The 14,365-nt window shown below is 71.1% G+C and carries 18 protein-coding genes; 7 read left to right on the top strand and 11 right to left on the bottom strand.

Features of this window, described 5'->3' with window-relative positions:
• Window positions 1-3: 3 nt before the first annotated feature.
• Window positions 4-768 carry an alpha/beta fold hydrolase gene (locus LXM90_RS20095; protein WP_020093402.1) on the bottom strand — a complete coding sequence of 255 codons (765 nt, stop codon included), beginning with the start codon at window positions 766-768 and terminating at the stop codon, window positions 4-6.
• Between the two features lie 116 nt (window positions 769-884).
• Here LXM90_RS20095 and LXM90_RS20090 point away from each other — a divergent pair, with 116 nt between their 5' ends.
• The gene (locus tag LXM90_RS20090; RefSeq protein WP_020093401.1) at window positions 885-1,727 is read left to right on the top strand and encodes an FkbM family methyltransferase; all 843 of its coding nucleotides are present in this window, start codon (window positions 885-887) and stop codon (window positions 1,725-1,727) included.
• On the opposite strand, the gene sfsA is transcribed toward LXM90_RS20090, so the two are convergent.
• Window positions 1,714-2,427, bottom strand: a complete 714-nt coding sequence (gene sfsA, locus LXM90_RS20085; RefSeq protein ID WP_020093400.1) for a DNA/RNA nuclease SfsA — start codon at window positions 2,425-2,427, stop codon at window positions 1,714-1,716. The two genes, LXM90_RS20090 and sfsA, sit on opposite strands and share 14 nt — an antisense overlap.
• Before the next feature lie 77 nt (window positions 2,428-2,504).
• On the opposite strand from sfsA, the gene LXM90_RS20080 reads away from it, so the two are divergent.
• On the top strand, window positions 2,505-3,245 hold the full coding sequence (locus LXM90_RS20080) for a competence/damage-inducible protein A (RefSeq protein WP_020093399.1): 741 nt from the start codon (window positions 2,505-2,507) through the stop codon (window positions 3,243-3,245).
• Between the two features lie 43 nt (window positions 3,246-3,288).
• Window positions 3,289-4,158, top strand: a complete 870-nt coding sequence (locus tag LXM90_RS20075; protein ID WP_020093398.1) for a formate/nitrite transporter family protein — start codon at window positions 3,289-3,291, stop codon at window positions 4,156-4,158.
• 79 nt (window positions 4,159-4,237) lie between these two features.
• Here LXM90_RS20075 and LXM90_RS20070 read toward each other — a convergent pair whose 3' ends face one another.
• The 8 genes from LXM90_RS20070 to LXM90_RS20035 form a co-directional block, all read right to left on the bottom strand.
• Complete coding sequence (locus LXM90_RS20070) at window positions 4,238-5,518, bottom strand: NAD(P)/FAD-dependent oxidoreductase (RefSeq protein ID WP_234081020.1); 1,281 nt, start codon at window positions 5,516-5,518, stop codon at window positions 4,238-4,240.
• Window positions 5,519-5,732: 214 nt separating this feature from the next.
• A complete protein-coding gene (locus LXM90_RS20065) occupies window positions 5,733-6,218 on the bottom strand; it encodes an ATP F0F1 synthase subunit B (RefSeq protein ID WP_170855147.1) in 486 nt (161 codons plus the stop codon).
• 15 nt (window positions 6,219-6,233) lie between these two features.
• Window positions 6,234-6,812: an ATP synthase subunit b 2 gene (locus LXM90_RS20060; RefSeq protein WP_020093395.1), complete on the bottom strand. Its 579-nt coding sequence runs from the start codon at window positions 6,810-6,812 to the stop codon at window positions 6,234-6,236.
• 144 nt (window positions 6,813-6,956) lie between these two features.
• Window positions 6,957-7,184, bottom strand: coding sequence for a F0F1 ATP synthase subunit C (locus tag LXM90_RS20055; RefSeq protein ID WP_007566773.1), 228 nt, complete (start codon window positions 7,182-7,184; stop codon window positions 6,957-6,959).
• Window positions 7,185-7,250: 66 nt separating this feature from the next.
• A complete protein-coding gene (locus LXM90_RS20050) occupies window positions 7,251-8,006 on the bottom strand; it encodes a F0F1 ATP synthase subunit A (RefSeq protein ID WP_020093394.1) in 756 nt (251 codons plus the stop codon).
• A 74-nt stretch (window positions 8,007-8,080) separates the two neighbouring features.
• A complete protein-coding gene (locus tag LXM90_RS20045) occupies window positions 8,081-8,455 on the bottom strand; it encodes an AtpZ/AtpI family protein (protein WP_026604967.1) in 375 nt (124 codons plus the stop codon).
• Window positions 8,456-8,646: 191 nt separating this feature from the next.
• Window positions 8,647-9,291 (bottom strand): DsbA family protein, encoded by a 645-nt coding sequence (locus LXM90_RS20040; protein ID WP_020093392.1) that lies wholly within the window; start codon window positions 9,289-9,291, stop codon window positions 8,647-8,649.
• Window positions 9,292-9,380: 89 nt separating this feature from the next.
• Window positions 9,381-9,863 carry a DUF721 domain-containing protein gene (locus tag LXM90_RS20035; protein ID WP_020093391.1) on the bottom strand — a complete coding sequence of 161 codons (483 nt, stop codon included), beginning with the start codon at window positions 9,861-9,863 and terminating at the stop codon, window positions 9,381-9,383.
• A 133-nt stretch (window positions 9,864-9,996) separates the two neighbouring features.
• Here LXM90_RS20035 and mutY point away from each other — a divergent pair, with 133 nt between their 5' ends.
• A complete protein-coding gene (gene mutY / locus LXM90_RS20030) occupies window positions 9,997-11,340 on the top strand; it encodes an A/G-specific adenine glycosylase (protein ID WP_043712675.1) in 1,344 nt (447 codons plus the stop codon).
• A gap of 105 nt (window positions 11,341-11,445) precedes the next feature.
• Here mutY and LXM90_RS20025 read toward each other — a convergent pair whose 3' ends face one another.
• Window positions 11,446-12,636, bottom strand: a complete 1,191-nt coding sequence (locus LXM90_RS20025; RefSeq protein WP_026604966.1) for a site-specific DNA-methyltransferase — start codon at window positions 12,634-12,636, stop codon at window positions 11,446-11,448.
• 586 nt (window positions 12,637-13,222) lie between these two features.
• Here LXM90_RS20025 and LXM90_RS20020 point away from each other — a divergent pair.
• The 3 genes from LXM90_RS20020 (at window position 13,223) to LXM90_RS20010 (ending at window position 14,329) form a co-directional block, all read left to right on the top strand.
• Window positions 13,223-13,573: a septal ring lytic transglycosylase RlpA family protein gene (locus LXM90_RS20020; RefSeq protein WP_020093388.1), complete on the top strand. Its 351-nt coding sequence runs from the start codon at window positions 13,223-13,225 to the stop codon at window positions 13,571-13,573.
• A gap of 124 nt (window positions 13,574-13,697) precedes the next feature.
• Complete coding sequence (locus LXM90_RS20015; RefSeq protein ID WP_020093387.1) at window positions 13,698-14,012, top strand: polyhydroxyalkanoic acid system family protein; 315 nt, start codon at window positions 13,698-13,700, stop codon at window positions 14,010-14,012.
• A 74-nt stretch (window positions 14,013-14,086) separates the two neighbouring features.
• Window positions 14,087-14,329 carry a hypothetical protein gene (locus LXM90_RS20010; RefSeq protein WP_020093386.1) on the top strand — a complete coding sequence of 81 codons (243 nt, stop codon included), beginning with the start codon at window positions 14,087-14,089 and terminating at the stop codon, window positions 14,327-14,329.
• Window positions 14,330-14,365: the final 36 nt, after the last annotated feature.

Raw genomic sequence — 14,365 nt, 5'->3', positions numbered from 1 at the left:
GCCTCAGGGCTGCGCGGCCAGGAAGGCCAGCACCCCGTCCCGGTGCGGCTTGGCGCCGACCGCCGTGGAGTGGTCCTTGCCCTCGATCTCGAGGGCCCGGGCGTCCGGGATCAGGGCGGCGAGGGCCGGCCCCGAGCCCGCGACCGTGTCGAGGGTCCCGACCGAGACCAGGACCGGCACCTCGATCTGCGCGAGCTCGCCCCGGCTGAGCGTCTGGCGCGAGCCGCGCATGCAGGCGGCGAGCGCCCGCAGGTCGCTCCGGGTCTGCTCGGCGAACATCCGGAAGGCCGCCGCCGTGGGGTTGGGCGCGGGCGTCCCGGCGGGCGCCTCCAGGGCCTCGGCGATGCCGGAGGGCAGGCCCTTGCCCTCGATCAGGTGCATCCCGAGGCCGCCGATCAGGGCCGAGCGCACCCGGTCCGCGTGGTCGAGCGCGAGATGCGCGGTGATCCGGCCGCCCATCGAGTAGCCCATGACATGGGCGCGCGCGATGCCGAGATGGTCGAGGAGCCGGATCGCGTCGCCGGCCATCGCCTCGGAGCTGTAGGCGGCCGGGTCGTAGAGCTTCTCGCTCTCGCCGTGGCCGCGGTTGTCCAGCGCGATCGCGCGGTAGCCGGCCTGGGTCAGGGCCTTCACCCACTGGGTGTTGACCCAGTTGACCGCGTGGTTCGACGCGAATCCGTGGATCAGCAGGATCGGCTTGCCCGGACCGTCCGCCGGCGGGACGTCGATATAGGCGATCCGCACGCCGTCGGAATTGAAGGTCTCCATGCCACGCAACCTGTGTTCATCAAGCTCGGCCACGGCTTAGACCACCCGGACGCGCGGGAGCAACGCGGATCGATCCGCTTGCGGGTCGGAGCGCCGGCTGGCAAACCGCCCCGGTCATGACGGACACGCAGCCCTACGGCACCTACGAACCGTCCGGCCTCGTGGCGGCGATCACCCGCCGCACGAACCGGATCCCGGCCGAGTCCTGGTACGGGCGGCGCCTCGCGCTGTTCCTGCGCCGGATCGCGATCGCGCGCCTCGGGGGCAAGCCCCTCGACGTGACCCGCTACGGCGCGCGGATGCGGCTGCACCCGTACAACAACAACTGCGAGAAGAAGGTGCTCTTCACCCCGCAGTTCTTCGACCCGGAGGAGCGGGCGCTGCTGCAGGAGCGCCTGCCGCGGGACTGCGTGTTCCTCGACATCGGCGCCAATGTCGGCGCCTACGCCCTCTGCGTGGCCGCGTTCTCGGGGCCGGGGGCGCGGATCGTCGCCGTCGAGCCGCAGCCGGACGTGTTCGACCGCCTGACCTACAACATCGCCCAGAACCCGTTCCACACCGTCAAGGCGGTCGCCTGCGCGGTGGCCGACAAGGCCGGCGAGCTGACCCTGTTCATCGATCCGCGCAACCGCGGCGAGTCGAGCCTGCGCATCGTCGGCACCAACGAGGGCGCGCGGATCACCGTGCCGGCGGTGACGCTCCTCGACCTGCTGCGCAGCGAGGGCCTCGACCGCGTCGACGCCATCAAGCTCGACGTCGAGGGCGCCGAGGACCTGATCCTCGAGCCGTTCCTCCGCGAGGCGCCGGACGCGCTCCTGCCGCGGATCCTGCTGGTCGAGAACGGCACCGGCCAGTGGCAGCTCGACCTGCTGCGGCATCTGGGGCGCTACGGCTACCGCGAGATCGCGCGCTCGCGTCTCAACCTGATGTTCGAGCGCGGCGCCGTCAGGCCGGCGTGATCACCGGGATCTCCTCGGCGATGGCGACGCCCTCCGGCGCGACGGCGCAGCGATAGGCGCGGACCGCCACGCCCGCCGCGCGCGCCTCGCGGAACGCCCGGTCGAAGGCGGGATCGATGTCCCGGGCGACGTCGAAGGCCTCGGCCCGCATCTGCACGACGATGACCACCAGCGCGCGACCGCCCTCGGCCACGACCTGCGCCAGGTCGCGCATGTGCCGGGCGCTGCGGGCCGCCTTGCAGTCCGGGAACTCGGCCAGGCCCGCCCGCCGCATCAGGTGGCAGTTCTTGACCTCGACGTGGCATGGCCCCGTAGCCGCGCCGCTCGCGAGGAAGTCGACCCGGCTGGCCGCCGCGTAGCGCACCTCGGGCCTCAGCGCGTTGTGGCCGTCGAGCGCCGCGATCGCGCCGGCCCGGAAGGCCTCGGCCACGAGCGCGTTCGGCCGCATCGTGTTGATGCCGACCCACTGCGCCCCGCCGGGGAGGTCGGCCTCCACCAGCTCCCAGGTGAGCGGCAGCTTGCGCGCGGGGTTGCTCGAGCGCGACAGCAGCACGCGCGCACCCGGCGTGTTGAGCCCGAGCATGGCTCCGGGATTGGGGCAGTGAACGGTGACGCGGCCGTCATCGGTGTCGATATCGGCGAGGAAGCGCTTGTAGCGCTGCACGAGCCGTCCCGGCACCAGCGGCGCGGCGAACTGCATGGGGTCTCCGGGGTTCACGTAGTCGCGGGCCGCGGTCGCGCTATCTGCCTGCAGGACCCGCCCGACGCCAGAGTTCCATGAGCCAGCCTTCCGAATCCGTCACCGCCGCGATCCTCGTCATCGGCGACGAGATCCTCTCGGGTCGCACCAAGGACAAGAATATCGGCACCATCGCCGACTTCCTCACCGCCGCCGGGATCGACCTGCGCGAGGTGCGGATCGTGCCCGACGAGGCGGCCATGATCGTCGAGGCGGTCAACGCCCTGCGCGCCCGCTACACCTACCTGTTCACCACCGGCGGGATCGGCCCGACCCACGACGACATCACCGCCGACTGCGTGGCCGAGGCCTTCGGGGTCGGCATCGACGTCGACGAGCGCGCCCGGGCGATGCTGCTGGAGCGGCACAAACCCGAGGATCTCAACGAGGCCCGCCTGCGCATGGCGCGGATCCCGTTCGGGGCCGACCTGATCGCCAATCCCGTCTCGAAGGCGCCGGGCTTCCGCATCGGCAACGTCCACGTGATGGCCGGCGTGCCCAGCATCATGCAGGCCATGCTGGACTCGATCGCCCCGACGCTGACGGGCGGCGCCGCGATGCTGTCCGAGACGATCGAGGCGGCCGGCCTCCCGGAGGGCAGCTACGCGGGCGGCCTCGGCGAGATCGCGAGGGCGCGGCAAGCCGTCTCCATCGGCTCGTACCCGGCGATCACGCCGGAGGGCTTCCGCAACCGGATCGTCGTGCGCAGCCGGGACCCGGAGGCCCTCGCCGAGGCGCGCGGCGCCGTCGAGGCCCTGCTGGCGCGGCTCTCGGCCTGACCTGTCCCGTCCGATCGATCGTGTTGCGTAGCGGAGCTGTCGGATGGTGCGGGACAAGGACAAGCGGGCCGACCCCGAGACGCGCCGGGACGAACTGCTGAAGGAAGTCTCCGAGATCGGCCGGCCCGACGCCTACGTCCTGCACGAGGTCATCCGGCTCGAGGGCGACGAGGAGCTGCGCCGCCACGGCCTCGCGCTGTTCCTCTCCGCCTTCGCGGCCGGGCTCAGCATCGCCCTGTCGCTGATCGTGCCGGGCGTGCTGCGAAGCCATCTCCCGGAGACCGACTGGGCCAAGATCGTCAGCTCGATGGGCTACGCGGTCGGGTTCCTGGTCGTCGTCCTCGGGCGCCAGCAGCTCTTCACCGAGAACACCATCACGCCGATCCTGCCGCTCCTGCACGACCGCTCCGTGAAGACGGCGCTCCGCGTCGTCAGGCTCTGGATGATCGTGCTGTCGGGCAACATCCTGGGAACGCTCGCGATCGCGACGCTGCTGGCCTATTCCGGCGCCTTCGAGCCTCCGGTCCTCCGGGCCTTCGCGGAGATCAGCCACGACGCCATCGCGCACGGCTTCTGGGCGACCTTCATCAAGGCCGTCTTCGCCGGATGGATGATCGCCCTGATGGTCTGGTTCCTGCCGGCCACCGCCAGCGCGGCGCCGTTCGTGATCCTCCTGATGACGTGGCTGGTGGCGCTCTGCAGCCTCGCCCACATCGTGGCCGGCTCCGTCGAGGCCTTCTACCTCGTGGTCACGGGCGCCGCCTCGCTGCACGATTACGCGGTGAAGTTCTTCCTTCCGACGCTGCTCGGCAACACGTTCGGCGGCGTGGCGCTGGTGGCGGTGCTGAACTACGGGCAGGTCGCCCCCGAGGTCGAGGAGACCAAGGCGGTCGAGGGCGAACGTCCGGACTGAGACCGAGAACTTGGGCCGAGGACCGGGCAGCCGGGCGGCACCGCGCGTCGCCCGCGACGACGGATCCGCGCCGACCGCCTCAGTCGAGCCGCACCGGCGGGCTGATCAGGTGGTCGAGATCGTCGAGGACCCAGGTCATCGTCCCGCGCAGCGGCCCGTAGAGCCCGATCTGGTGCTGCCGGTAGAGGAGGTCGTGCGTCAGCCGCGCCGAGAGCCCGTTCAGGCGCCCGCCGCCGAACGTGTAGCGGCCGAGCGTGCCCCAGCCGTTGAAATCCGCGAGCGAGACGATCGCGCCCTTCTCGGCATAGTGGAACGGAGGCAGGTCCGCGTCGGGCGAATCCCCGCGGGCCAGCGCGCGGCCGAGATGGCGCGCGAGATGCTGCGCCTGCTGGCGTGCGGCCTGCGCGGTTGCCGGAACGGGGTGGCCGGTCCGGCAGTCGGTGAGGCTGGCGCAGTCGCCGAGGGCGATGATGGCCGGATCCCGGGTCGTGCGCAGGTCCGGGCAGACGACGAGTTGCCCGGCCCGCGCGCGCTCCAGGCCGTCGAGGCCGGCGAGCACGTCCGGCGCCTTGACGCCGGCGGCCCAAACCTTCAGCCCGGCCGGGATGCGGCGGCCGTCCTTCAGGATGAACCCGTCCGCGTCCGCGGCCGTCACCGTCGCGCCGGTCCGGACCTCGACGTCGAGATCCGACAGGGTGCGGGCGGCGGCGCGCGACACCTTCTCGGGGAAGGCCGGCAACAGGCGCGGCCCGCTCTCGATCAGCGTCAGGCGCAGGCGCCCCGGCAGGTCGGGCGAGCCGTAGGCCGCGAAGAGGTTGATGGCGTGCTTGAGCTCGGCGGCCAGCTCGACGCCGGTCGCACCGCCGCCCACGATGGCGATCTCCAGCAGGCCGCCGCCGTCGAGCCGGGCCAGGAGATGGCACCGCAGCTGTTCGTGGAAGTGCTCGGCCTCGGTCAGGTCGTCGATGGTCAGGCAATGCTCGGCCACGCCCGGCGTGCCGAAATCGTTGGCGCGGCTGCCGATGGCGAGCACCAGCAGGTCGTAGGCGCGCTCCACTTCCGGAACCCCCTCCGCGGCCTCGACCGCGAGCCGGACGCGCCTGGCCGCCCGGTCGATGCCCACGAGGGCGCCGGGCTGGAACCGGAAGCCGTTGCGGCGCGCCTGGGCGAAGAGATCCACCTTCTGCCGGTCGGCCCGGGCCGTACCCGCCGCGAAGGTGTGCAGCATCGGCTTCCAGACGTGCGAGAGGCTGCGATCGGCGAGGGTGACGTCGGCCCGGCCGCCGCGTCCGAGGCTGGTCGCCACCTCGATCCCGGCGACGCCGCCGCCGACGATCACGATCCGTGGTCTCTCCGCCATGACGTCTCCGCATCCTCACGGGTCGGGAACGCCGGTCACGGCCTCGATGTTCGCCGCGGCGCGCGCCGATTCCGCCCGGCGTCGGAAGCGCGTCCTGCGCGGCCCGTCCCCCGATCCCGCGCCGGGCGGGATCGCGTCGGCCGACGGGGGCCGTCGACCATGAAAAAAGCCGCCCGGAGGCGGCTTTCGTGAACGTCGCGCTGCTGCGTCCGGATCAGGAACGCATGCGGGTCCGCACCTCGCCGAGGCTCGCGCGGATCAGGTTCTGGGCGGCGTCGCCCTGCATCCGCTCGCGCAGGATCGTCTCCGAGACCTTCACGGCGGCCTCCGCGGCGGCGGCGCGGACCTGAGCCTCGGCCTGGGCTTCCGCCTGGGCGATCTTCGTCTCGGCGGCCTTGGTGCGGCGGGCCAGGAAATCGTCCAGCTTGCGGTGGCCTTCCTCGGCGGCGCGCTGGGCCTCCTCGCGGGCACCGGCGACGATCGACTCGGCCTCCTTCTCGGCCTCGGCGCGGCGGCGCTTGTAGTCGGCCAGCACGGCGGCGGCCTCCTCGCGCAGGCGCTTGGCCTCGTCGAGCTCGTGGCGGACGCGGTTGGCGCGCCCGTCCAGGCCCTTGAGCATCGTCGAGAAGGCGCCGGCCTTCCAGGCGATGCCCATGAAGATGACGAACGCGACGGCGACCCAGAATTCGGCTTCGAGCAGCATCGTGGGATCCCGTCAGTGTGCGGTGGCGTCGAGGGCGCGGTCGAGGCTCGTCCGGTCCGGGGCCTGCCCGGTCAGACGCTCGACGATGGCCGACGCGGCCTCACCCGCGATCGAGCGGACGTTGCCCATGGCGGCCTCGGTCCGCGTGCGGATCGTCGCCTCGGAGGCAGAGAGCTTGGCGTTCAGCTCGTCCTCCAGCGCCTTGCGCTTGGTCTCGGCTTCCGCGGCCAGTTCGTTCCGGGTGGTCTGCGCGATGTCGCGCGCCTTGCCCTGGGCGTCCCGGAGGGCGGTCTCGAAGGCCACGCCGGCGGCATCCGCCTCGGCCTTCATCGCCTGCGCCTGGTCCAGGTCGGCACGCAGGCGCTCGGCGCGGGCGTGCAGGATCGACTGGATCCGCGGCAGCGCGATCTTGTCCATCAGGTAGTAGAGGAGGCCGAAGGCCAGGGCGAGCCAGATCAGCTGCGCCAGGAAGCCCGAGGTCTCGAAGGGCGGGAAGGCGCCGGAATGCGCTTCCGTATGCTCGACATGGCCCGGCACGACCTGCGTGTCGGCGCCCGGGGGCGGCGTGGTGAGGGGATTGGGCTGCGCCATGAGACCGCTACACTGACACCGTTCGCTGAGGCCACCGCCGGCGCGGTGACGGACGAAGGCGGACGCCCCGTCGCGGGAGCGTCCACCCGTTCATCGGGCCGGGGCCCGTGAGGAGACCGCGGGGACCGCGGTCTCCGGCGCCGATCAGACGGCGAAGAGCAGCAGCAGCGCGATCAGCAGCGAGAAGATGCCGAGCGCCTCGGTGAGGGCGAAGCCCAGGAGCAGGGTGGCGCGCTGGCCGTCGGCCGCGGACGGGTTGCGAAGGGCGCCGGCGAGGAACTGACCGAACAGGTTGCCGAGGCCGATGCCCGCACCCGCCATGCCGAGGCAGGCGAGGCCGGCGCCGATGTACTTCGCAGCGACGGGATCCATGGTAACTCCTGAGGTCTCTTCAGATCGAAACGTGCGGTGACGTTTGCGGCGGGTGGAGCCGGCCGATCAGTGGCCGGGGTGAAGGGCGTCGTTGAGGTAGATCGCCGTCAGCGTCGCGAAGACGTAGGCCTGAAGCGCCGCAACGAGGAACTCGAGAGCGGTCAGCGCGATCGTCAGGAACAGCGGGAGCGGCGATAGCACGCTCCAGGCGCCCGCGAGAAGGAGCTGGACCACGAAGAACGCGAAGATCTTCATCGCGATGTGGCCGGCCAGCATGTTGGCGAACAGACGGACCGACAGGCTGATCGGGCGCGAGATGAACGAGATCACCTCGATCGGGACCAGGATCGCGAGGAGCGGCTTCGGCACGCCCGACGGCACGAACAGGCCGAAGAAGTGGGTGCCGTGCTTCATCACGCCGAAGATCACCACGGTGGAGATCACCAGCGCGGCGAGGCCGAAGGTGATGATCAGGTGGCTGGTCACCGCGAAAGCGTAGGGGATCATCCCGAACAGGTTCAGGACGAGCACGAACATGAACAGCGAGAACACGAGCGGCATGAACCGCTTGCCGCCGTCGCCCGTCGCCTGGTGCACTGTGTCGGCGATGAATTCGTAGAAGATCTCGGCCAGCGACTGCATGCGGCCCGGAACGACCGAGCGGGACGCGGTCGCCACGATGGTGATGAGCGCGATCACGCCGACGGCGGCGAACATGTAGAGGGCCGACTGCGTGAACGCGAGCTGCTGGTGGCCGATATGGCCCAGCGACACGAGCGGCTTCAGCTCGAACTGATGGATCGGGTCGATCGTGACCGCCATTCCCGCTTCCGCCCTTCTTGTCCGGCGCGCCGACGGGTGTCGGCCGCCCCACATTCCCCACTGACCGGCGCGCCTTATGGCTCCTGCCGATCGCGCCGTCCCGGACGCGCGCCGGCGAAACCCGACGCCCGCATCACGTTGTAGACCCCCGCGACGAACCCCAGCATCAGGAGGACGATCAGGCCCCAGGGCTTCGTCCCGAAGACATGATCGACGATCCAGCCGAGTATGCCCCCCGCGATCACGCCCGCGACGAACTCCGTGGAGAGCGTCATGGCCTGGCCCAGCGAGGATGGCCCGCCGTTCCGAGGGCGCGTGGAATGACCGGGAGCAGCCTGCGGCCGCTTCCGTTCGATCTGCGTCTCGAGACGTCTGAGCCTCGCGGAGAGTTCGCTGTCCGTCGGCGTCTGCTCGGTCCCTCTCCCGTCCCTCGGATCGTCGCCGTTCACGGCTCAAAACTCGTCGGGCGGGAGGCTGTGGAACCGGCTGGACACCCCCAGCAAGCGGGGCGCACCATAGTTTCGCCTATCTTGAGTGTCAAGGCGAACCCCATACACCGTAAGTAATTGATTTTAGTTTGGTATTCCAACTTTGTGCGATGCGCCGGAGCCGCGCCGCGCGCGAGGCCCCGGCGGGTCGATCAGGCGCCGATGATCGGCTTGATCACCTTCTCCATACCCTCGACGGTCATCTCGCCGGTGTAGCGCTCGCCGTTGATGAAGAAGGTCGGGGTCGAATCCACCTTGAAGACGTCGAGGCCGCGCTGCTTCACGGCGTTGACCGCGCTGTAGATCTTCTGGTCCTTCAGGCAGGCCTCGAAGGTCTGCTTGTTGTAGCCCGCCTGTCGGAGCATCTGCTCCAGCGCGTCCACGGGCTTCGGCGTGAAGGCCCAGGCCGCCTGCTGATCGAACAGCAGGTCGGTGATCGGGTAGTACTTGGCATCGCCCTGGCAGCGCGCCAGCATGAAGGCCGCGGTGGCCAGCGGGTCGAGGGGGAATTCGCGCAGCGTGAACCGCACCTTGCCGGTGTCGATGTAGCGCTCCTTCAGGGTCGGCCACGTGGTCCGGTGGAAGGCCGCGCAGTGTGAGCAGGTCATCGAGGCGTACTCGATGATCGTGCACTTGGCGTCCGCCGGGCCGAGCCAGACATCGCCGAGGGGTCCCGGCTGCAGCAGGGCCGCCATCTCGGAATTCTGCGCCCGGGCGGGACGTCCGAGATACGGCAGGGCGAGGCCGGCGCCGAGGGCGAGGCCGGAGAATTTGAGAGCGTCGCGTCGCGTCGTCATCGGGCAGGCTCCGCCGGATTGATCAGTCGTGGCGTCCGGATGCCGGTACTCGGGCGCGACCGTCCTGGCAAGGTGACCGAATCGACCGTTCACCGCTCCGGGCGCGTCGCCACGGCGGCGGTGCCGAGGCGGTCGAGGGCCGCGCGCAGGCCGTCATCGGCGATTCCCGCCACGGCGCGCTGGACCTCGACGGCGGCGGCCGGATCGACCCGCGCCCGGGCGGGCGCCCGGCCGGCGCGCCCGACCCGGTCCTGCTGCAGCACGATCCGGGAGACGCAGGCCCAGCCGTAATGGGCGTTGATCCGCTGGATCACCACCGGCGCGAGATGCTGCAACTCGAGCGCGAAGACGCCCTCGACGCGCACGACCAGCGTGCCGGATTCGGGCGCGGCGGACTCGCTCCGGCGGCGCTTCGGCCATTCCAGCTTGGACGGGCGGCAGTAGCGGGCCAGCCGCTCGCCGACGATCTCCGGCCACGCGGCCAGGATGTCGGTCGAGGCGAAACCCTGCGCCGCGAAGGCCGGCCCGATGCAACTCTCGATCAGTTCGGCCAGCGGTTTGACGCGCGCCATGGTGGTTCCGGCCCCGTGGATCCGCGAAGGTTAGCGCAGGATGGTTGACGAAGGGAGCACGCGCCGGCGCTTTCGCCGCCCTATGATCGCCGCGGCGCTCCGGCTATGCAGCGCGACCCCTGTCGACCCGCCCATGCCGCCTCGCACAGCCACGGATCCTGAAGCCGGTCCCGGACCGCGCGCCGACGACCTGCTCGCCTGGTACGACCGGCATCGGCGGGTGCTGCCCTGGCGGGCGCTTGCCGGCGCGGTCCCCGATCCCTACCGGGTCTGGCTGTCCGAGGTGATGCTGCAGCAGACCACCATCGCGGCGGTGCGGCCGTATTTCGAGCGCTTCCTGACGCGCTTCCCCGACATCTTCGCCCTGGCCGAGGCCCCCGAGGAGGCGGTGATGTCGGCCTGGGCCGGCCTCGGCTACTACTCCCGCGCGCGCAATCTGCACGCCTGCGCGAAGGCGGTCGCGGCGGCCGGCGGCCGCTTCCCCGACACCGCCGAGGGCCTGCGCAAGCTCCCGGGAATCGGCGCCTACACGGCCGGCGCGATCGCCGCGATCGCGTTCGACCGGCCGGAGGCCGCCGTCGACGGCAATGTCGAGCGGGTCCTGAGCCGGGCCTACGCGGTGGAGGCGCCGCTCCCGGGCAGCCGGCCGGAGATCCGCCGCCTGACGCAGGCGCTCGTCCCGCAGGAGCGGCCGGGCGACTTCGCCCAGGCGCTCATGGATCTCGGCGCGACGATCTGCACGCCCAAGCGCCCCGCCTGCGCGCTCTGCCCGTGGATGCGGCCCTGCCGGGCGCGGTCGCTCGGCACGCAGGAGACCTTCCCGCGCAAGATCAGGGTCGCCAAGGGGGCGCTCCGCCGCGGCGCCGCCTTCGTGGCGATCCGCAGCGGCGACGAGGCGGTGCTGCTGCGGACCCGCGCCCCCGAGGGGCTGCTCGGCAACATGGCCGAGCCGCCGGGGAGCGCCTGGGAGCCGGATTACGACGTGGCCGCCGCCCTGCTGGACGCGCCCCTCGACGCGCGGTGGAAGCGGCTCCCGGGCCTCGTCCGCCACGGCTTCACGCATTTTCCCCTGGAGCTGACGGTGTTCGTGGCCCGCGTCGCGCTGGCGACGCCGGCTCCGGCCGGCATGCGCTTCACGCCGCGCGGCGCCCTCGCGGACGAACCGCTGCCCGGCCTCATGCGCAAGGTCCTGACGCACGCCTTCGACCCGAAGCCGGAACCCGAGAAGAAGCCGCGCGGGCGCCCGCGGAAGGAGCCGCCGCCGATGCCGCTGCTGGCGGCGATGGAGCCACCGGTCTCGATGCCGGATCCCGAGCCCCGACCGCGCGTGCGGGCCGTCCCGAAGCCCCAGCCGAAGCCGGCGCCGGTGCCGCCGCAGGAGACGGACGAACTGTTCGAAGGCGAGGTCGAGCCATCGCCCGCACCGGCGCGGGCCCGGTCATCGCCGCGGCGGCCGGGGCCGGCCCGGAAGCGGTAGCCGACCGTCATCGCGAGCGCAGCGAAGCGACCCAGGGCAGCGCGACATCTGTCTGCGTGCCGCTGCTGGTCTGCTTCGCTCCGCTCGCAGAGACGGTGTGCTGGCTCAGCCGTTGGCCATCGCCTGCCGGAGCCCGGCCCGGTAGCTGTCGATCACCACCGGCTTGCCGCCGCGCTCCACGTGCCAGAAGGTCCAGCCGTTGCAGGCCGGCAGGCCCTGCACGAGCGCGCCGATCTTGTGGATCGAGCCGATGACGAGGCCGTTGTCGAGCTGGCCGTCCGGGCGCACCGTGGCGCGGAACCGGCGGCGCTCGTCGGTCACGGTCTCGCCCGGCCGGATATGGCCCGCCTCGATCACCGACAGGAACGGGACCCGCGGCTCGGCGCGCTTGGTCGGCGCCACCATGAGGGCGGCCCTCGACAGGGTCTCCACGGCGGCGATCCGCTCCCGGGCCGCCTCGGCGTAGATCGCCTCGCGCTCGATGCCGATGAAGCGGCGGCCGAGGCGCTTGGCGACGGCGCCGGTCGTGCCGGTGCCGAAGAACGGGTCGAGCACCACGTCGCCGGGATTGGTCGCCGCGAGCAGCGTCCGGGCGAGCAGAGCCTCGGGCTTCTGGGTCGGGTGGACCTTGCGGCCCTCCGCATCCTTCAGCCGCTCCTCGCCGGTGCAGAGGGGGATGAACCAGTCCGAGCGCATCTGGAGGTCCTCGTTGCCCCCTTTCAGCGCCTCGTAATGGAAGGTGTAGCCCTTCGAGTCGGCCGAGCGCGAGGCCCAGATCAGGGTCTCGTGGGCGTTGGTGAAGCGCTTGCCGCGGAAGTTCGGCATCGGGTTGGCCTTGCGCCAGACGATGTCGTTGAGGATCCAGTAACCGAGATCCTGCAACGCGCTCCCGACCCGGAAGATGTTGTGGTACGACCCGATCACCCAGAGGGTCGCGTTCGGCTTCATCACGCGGCGGCAGGCGGCGAGCCAGTCCCGGGTGAAGGTGTCGTAGGCCTCGAAGGTCGCGAACTTGTCCCAGTCGTCGTCGACCGCGTCGACGCGGCTCTGGTCCGGGCGCAGGAGGCCGGCGTCACCGAGCTGAAGGTTGTAGGGCGGATCGGCGAACACGCAGTCGACGCTCGACGCCGGCAAGGCGTTCATGGCCGCGATGCAGTCCCCGACGAGTACCTGGTCGAGGGGCAGAGAACGCTGGGCGGGTACGAGACCCATCCGTGGCGCCGACGCGGGCCGCCCGGCACGCGAGACCTGTTTCCGGGCGACGGCGTCGGCAGCCACGGTACGCGGGGAAGCCATGGCAAACACCGGTTACGCGACTGACCGGCAGACCATGCGCCGGGTACGGTAAAGGTCACGTTGTCGATTTCGCGTCCGGCGCGTCCCGTTCTGGGGCTGCAGATTTTGCCGACCGGGCGCCCGGACAATCCTCCGACAGATTAAGCAACCGTTACCCGGCCGCGCCGCGCCGCCGGGATCGGGCGACAACACTCTATCCCTGCGGGTCGCGCGCGGCCGCGGCAGCCTGTGCTTGGGAAACAGCCGCGCACGACAATCATCGTGGTGCCAGGGGCGCCGGGCGGGTCGCGCTTCCACCTCAGCGGGACGCAGGGTCACGCTCCGCGCAAGGCTTAAGAATGATGTCCTATTTTGCACCCTCCCCGACGGAAGCGAGCAGTTCTTGCTGAATACGCAGAACCACACGCCAATGCATCACCCGCAACAAGAGCGGAAATAAACCGAAATAAGCCGCCATGTAATGGAGATGACCAGCGCGAAATCGGCCAAAATGTGATCCCGACAGCCCGAAAAAGCCTGCCATATTCCGGCCCGTTTCGGGCACGACTGGCGCCGCCCCGACAAAAACAATGGGAATGCGTCGAGAATGTCGTTCGGTTTCGGTAAGCTCGTTGTCTCGCTTGGAATGCTGTCCACCGTCGTCGGAACCAGCCTCCCGGCCGCCGCCCAGAGCGGAGCGGCCTCCTGGTACGGGAGCGGCCATCGCACCGCCAACGGTGAGCGTTTCAACCCCAACGGACTGACCGCCGCCCATCGCAGCCTGCCGTTCGGCACCCGGGTCCGCGTCGAGAACAAGCGGACCGGCCGCTCGATCGTCGTGCGCATCAACGACCGCGGTCCGTTCGTGCGCGGCCGCATCATCGACCTGTCGCGCGGCTCCGCCCGCGCCCTCGGCATGGGCGGCGTCAGCTACGTGTCGCTGCAGGTCGTGCACTGACCCTTCACGGGCATCGAGCGCCCCGGCGCGCCTCCGCCCCGCGCGGGCGGGGCGGCCTCCGGGGCGTTGTCTGTCGGACCCGGACGCACCATCTGCTGCCGGGTTCAGCTCGGATCACCCGCCCATGCCCAAGCCCCTCATCGTCGACATCCCGCACGACCTCGGCCGCGACGAGGCCAAGCGGCGCCTGGAGCACGGCACGGATCAGGCGCGGGCCCTCCTGGCCAAGAGCGGAATCACGGTGGACCAGCTCGCCTGGACGGGCGACCGGCTCGATTTCGGCGTGTCCGCGGTGGCGCAGAAGATCGCCGGCACGATCGACGTGGGCGCGGAGAGCGTGCGCCTCGAGGTGAAGCTGCCGTTCCTCCTCGCCCTGTTCGCCGAGAAGATCCAGAAGGTGGCGAGCAAGGAGGGCAACCTCCTGCTGACGAAGAAGTAGCCCTCCGGAACCGGATCCGCCGCACTCTGTTTCCGCGGGACCGGTGCCGCTGTGCACCACCGGTCTCGCGGAGGATGACGGTGCCCGATTTCACGCTCGCCGACCCGGGGCAGGTCCCCGAGGTGCCGCCGCAGCCGACGCCGGTGCCGGACCGCCCCTACGATCCGCCGCAGGCGCCGACCCAGCCGCCCGGGCCGGAGATCCCCGGGAACACCCCGGCGGAGGCGCCGGGCATCCAGCCGCCCGAGATCCCCGTCAACGATCCGGGCGTGCCCGAGATCAGCCCGCCGACGGGACCGGCCAACCCGATCGCCTGACCGGGCGCCGACCGACGGGGGCGGCTCTGTTTGAAC

The sequence above is a fragment of the Methylobacterium oryzae genome, assembly GCF_021398735.1.
Lineage (GTDB): Bacteria > Pseudomonadota > Alphaproteobacteria > Rhizobiales > Beijerinckiaceae > Methylobacterium.
Note: the sequence above shows the minus strand (reverse complement) of the source record. Positions and strands in the feature narration are given on the sequence as shown.

Coding starts and splice junctions, on each gene's coding strand:
- LXM90_RS20095 (WP_020093402.1), bottom strand. CDS start 768: ATGGAGACCTTCAATTCCGACGGCGTGCGGATCGCCTATATCGACGTC.
- LXM90_RS20090 (WP_020093401.1), top strand. CDS start 885: ATGACGGACACGCAGCCCTACGGCACCTACGAACCGTCCGGCCTCGTG.
- sfsA (WP_020093400.1), bottom strand. CDS start 2,427: ATGCAGTTCGCCGCGCCGCTGGTGCCGGGACGGCTCGTGCAGCGCTAC.
- LXM90_RS20080 (WP_020093399.1), top strand. CDS start 2,505: ATGAGCCAGCCTTCCGAATCCGTCACCGCCGCGATCCTCGTCATCGGC.
- LXM90_RS20075 (WP_020093398.1), top strand. CDS start 3,289: ATGGTGCGGGACAAGGACAAGCGGGCCGACCCCGAGACGCGCCGGGAC.
- LXM90_RS20070 (WP_234081020.1), bottom strand. CDS start 5,518: ATGGCGGAGAGACCACGGATCGTGATCGTCGGCGGCGGCGTCGCCGGG.
- LXM90_RS20060 (WP_020093395.1), bottom strand. CDS start 6,812: ATGGCGCAGCCCAATCCCCTCACCACGCCGCCCCCGGGCGCCGACACG.
- LXM90_RS20055 (WP_007566773.1), bottom strand. CDS start 7,184: ATGGATCCCGTCGCTGCGAAGTACATCGGCGCCGGCCTCGCCTGCCTC.
- LXM90_RS20050 (WP_020093394.1), bottom strand. CDS start 8,006: ATGGCGGTCACGATCGACCCGATCCATCAGTTCGAGCTGAAGCCGCTC.
- LXM90_RS20040 (WP_020093392.1), bottom strand. CDS start 9,291: ATGACGACGCGACGCGACGCTCTCAAATTCTCCGGCCTCGCCCTCGGC.
- LXM90_RS20035 (WP_020093391.1), bottom strand. CDS start 9,863: ATGGCGCGCGTCAAACCGCTGGCCGAACTGATCGAGAGTTGCATCGGG.
- mutY (WP_043712675.1), top strand. CDS start 9,997: ATGCCGCCTCGCACAGCCACGGATCCTGAAGCCGGTCCCGGACCGCGC.
- LXM90_RS20025 (WP_026604966.1), bottom strand. CDS start 12,636: ATGGCTTCCCCGCGTACCGTGGCTGCCGACGCCGTCGCCCGGAAACAG.
- LXM90_RS20020 (WP_020093388.1), top strand. CDS start 13,223: ATGTCGTTCGGTTTCGGTAAGCTCGTTGTCTCGCTTGGAATGCTGTCC.
- LXM90_RS20015 (WP_020093387.1), top strand. CDS start 13,698: ATGCCCAAGCCCCTCATCGTCGACATCCCGCACGACCTCGGCCGCGAC.
- LXM90_RS20010 (WP_020093386.1), top strand. CDS start 14,087: ATGACGGTGCCCGATTTCACGCTCGCCGACCCGGGGCAGGTCCCCGAG.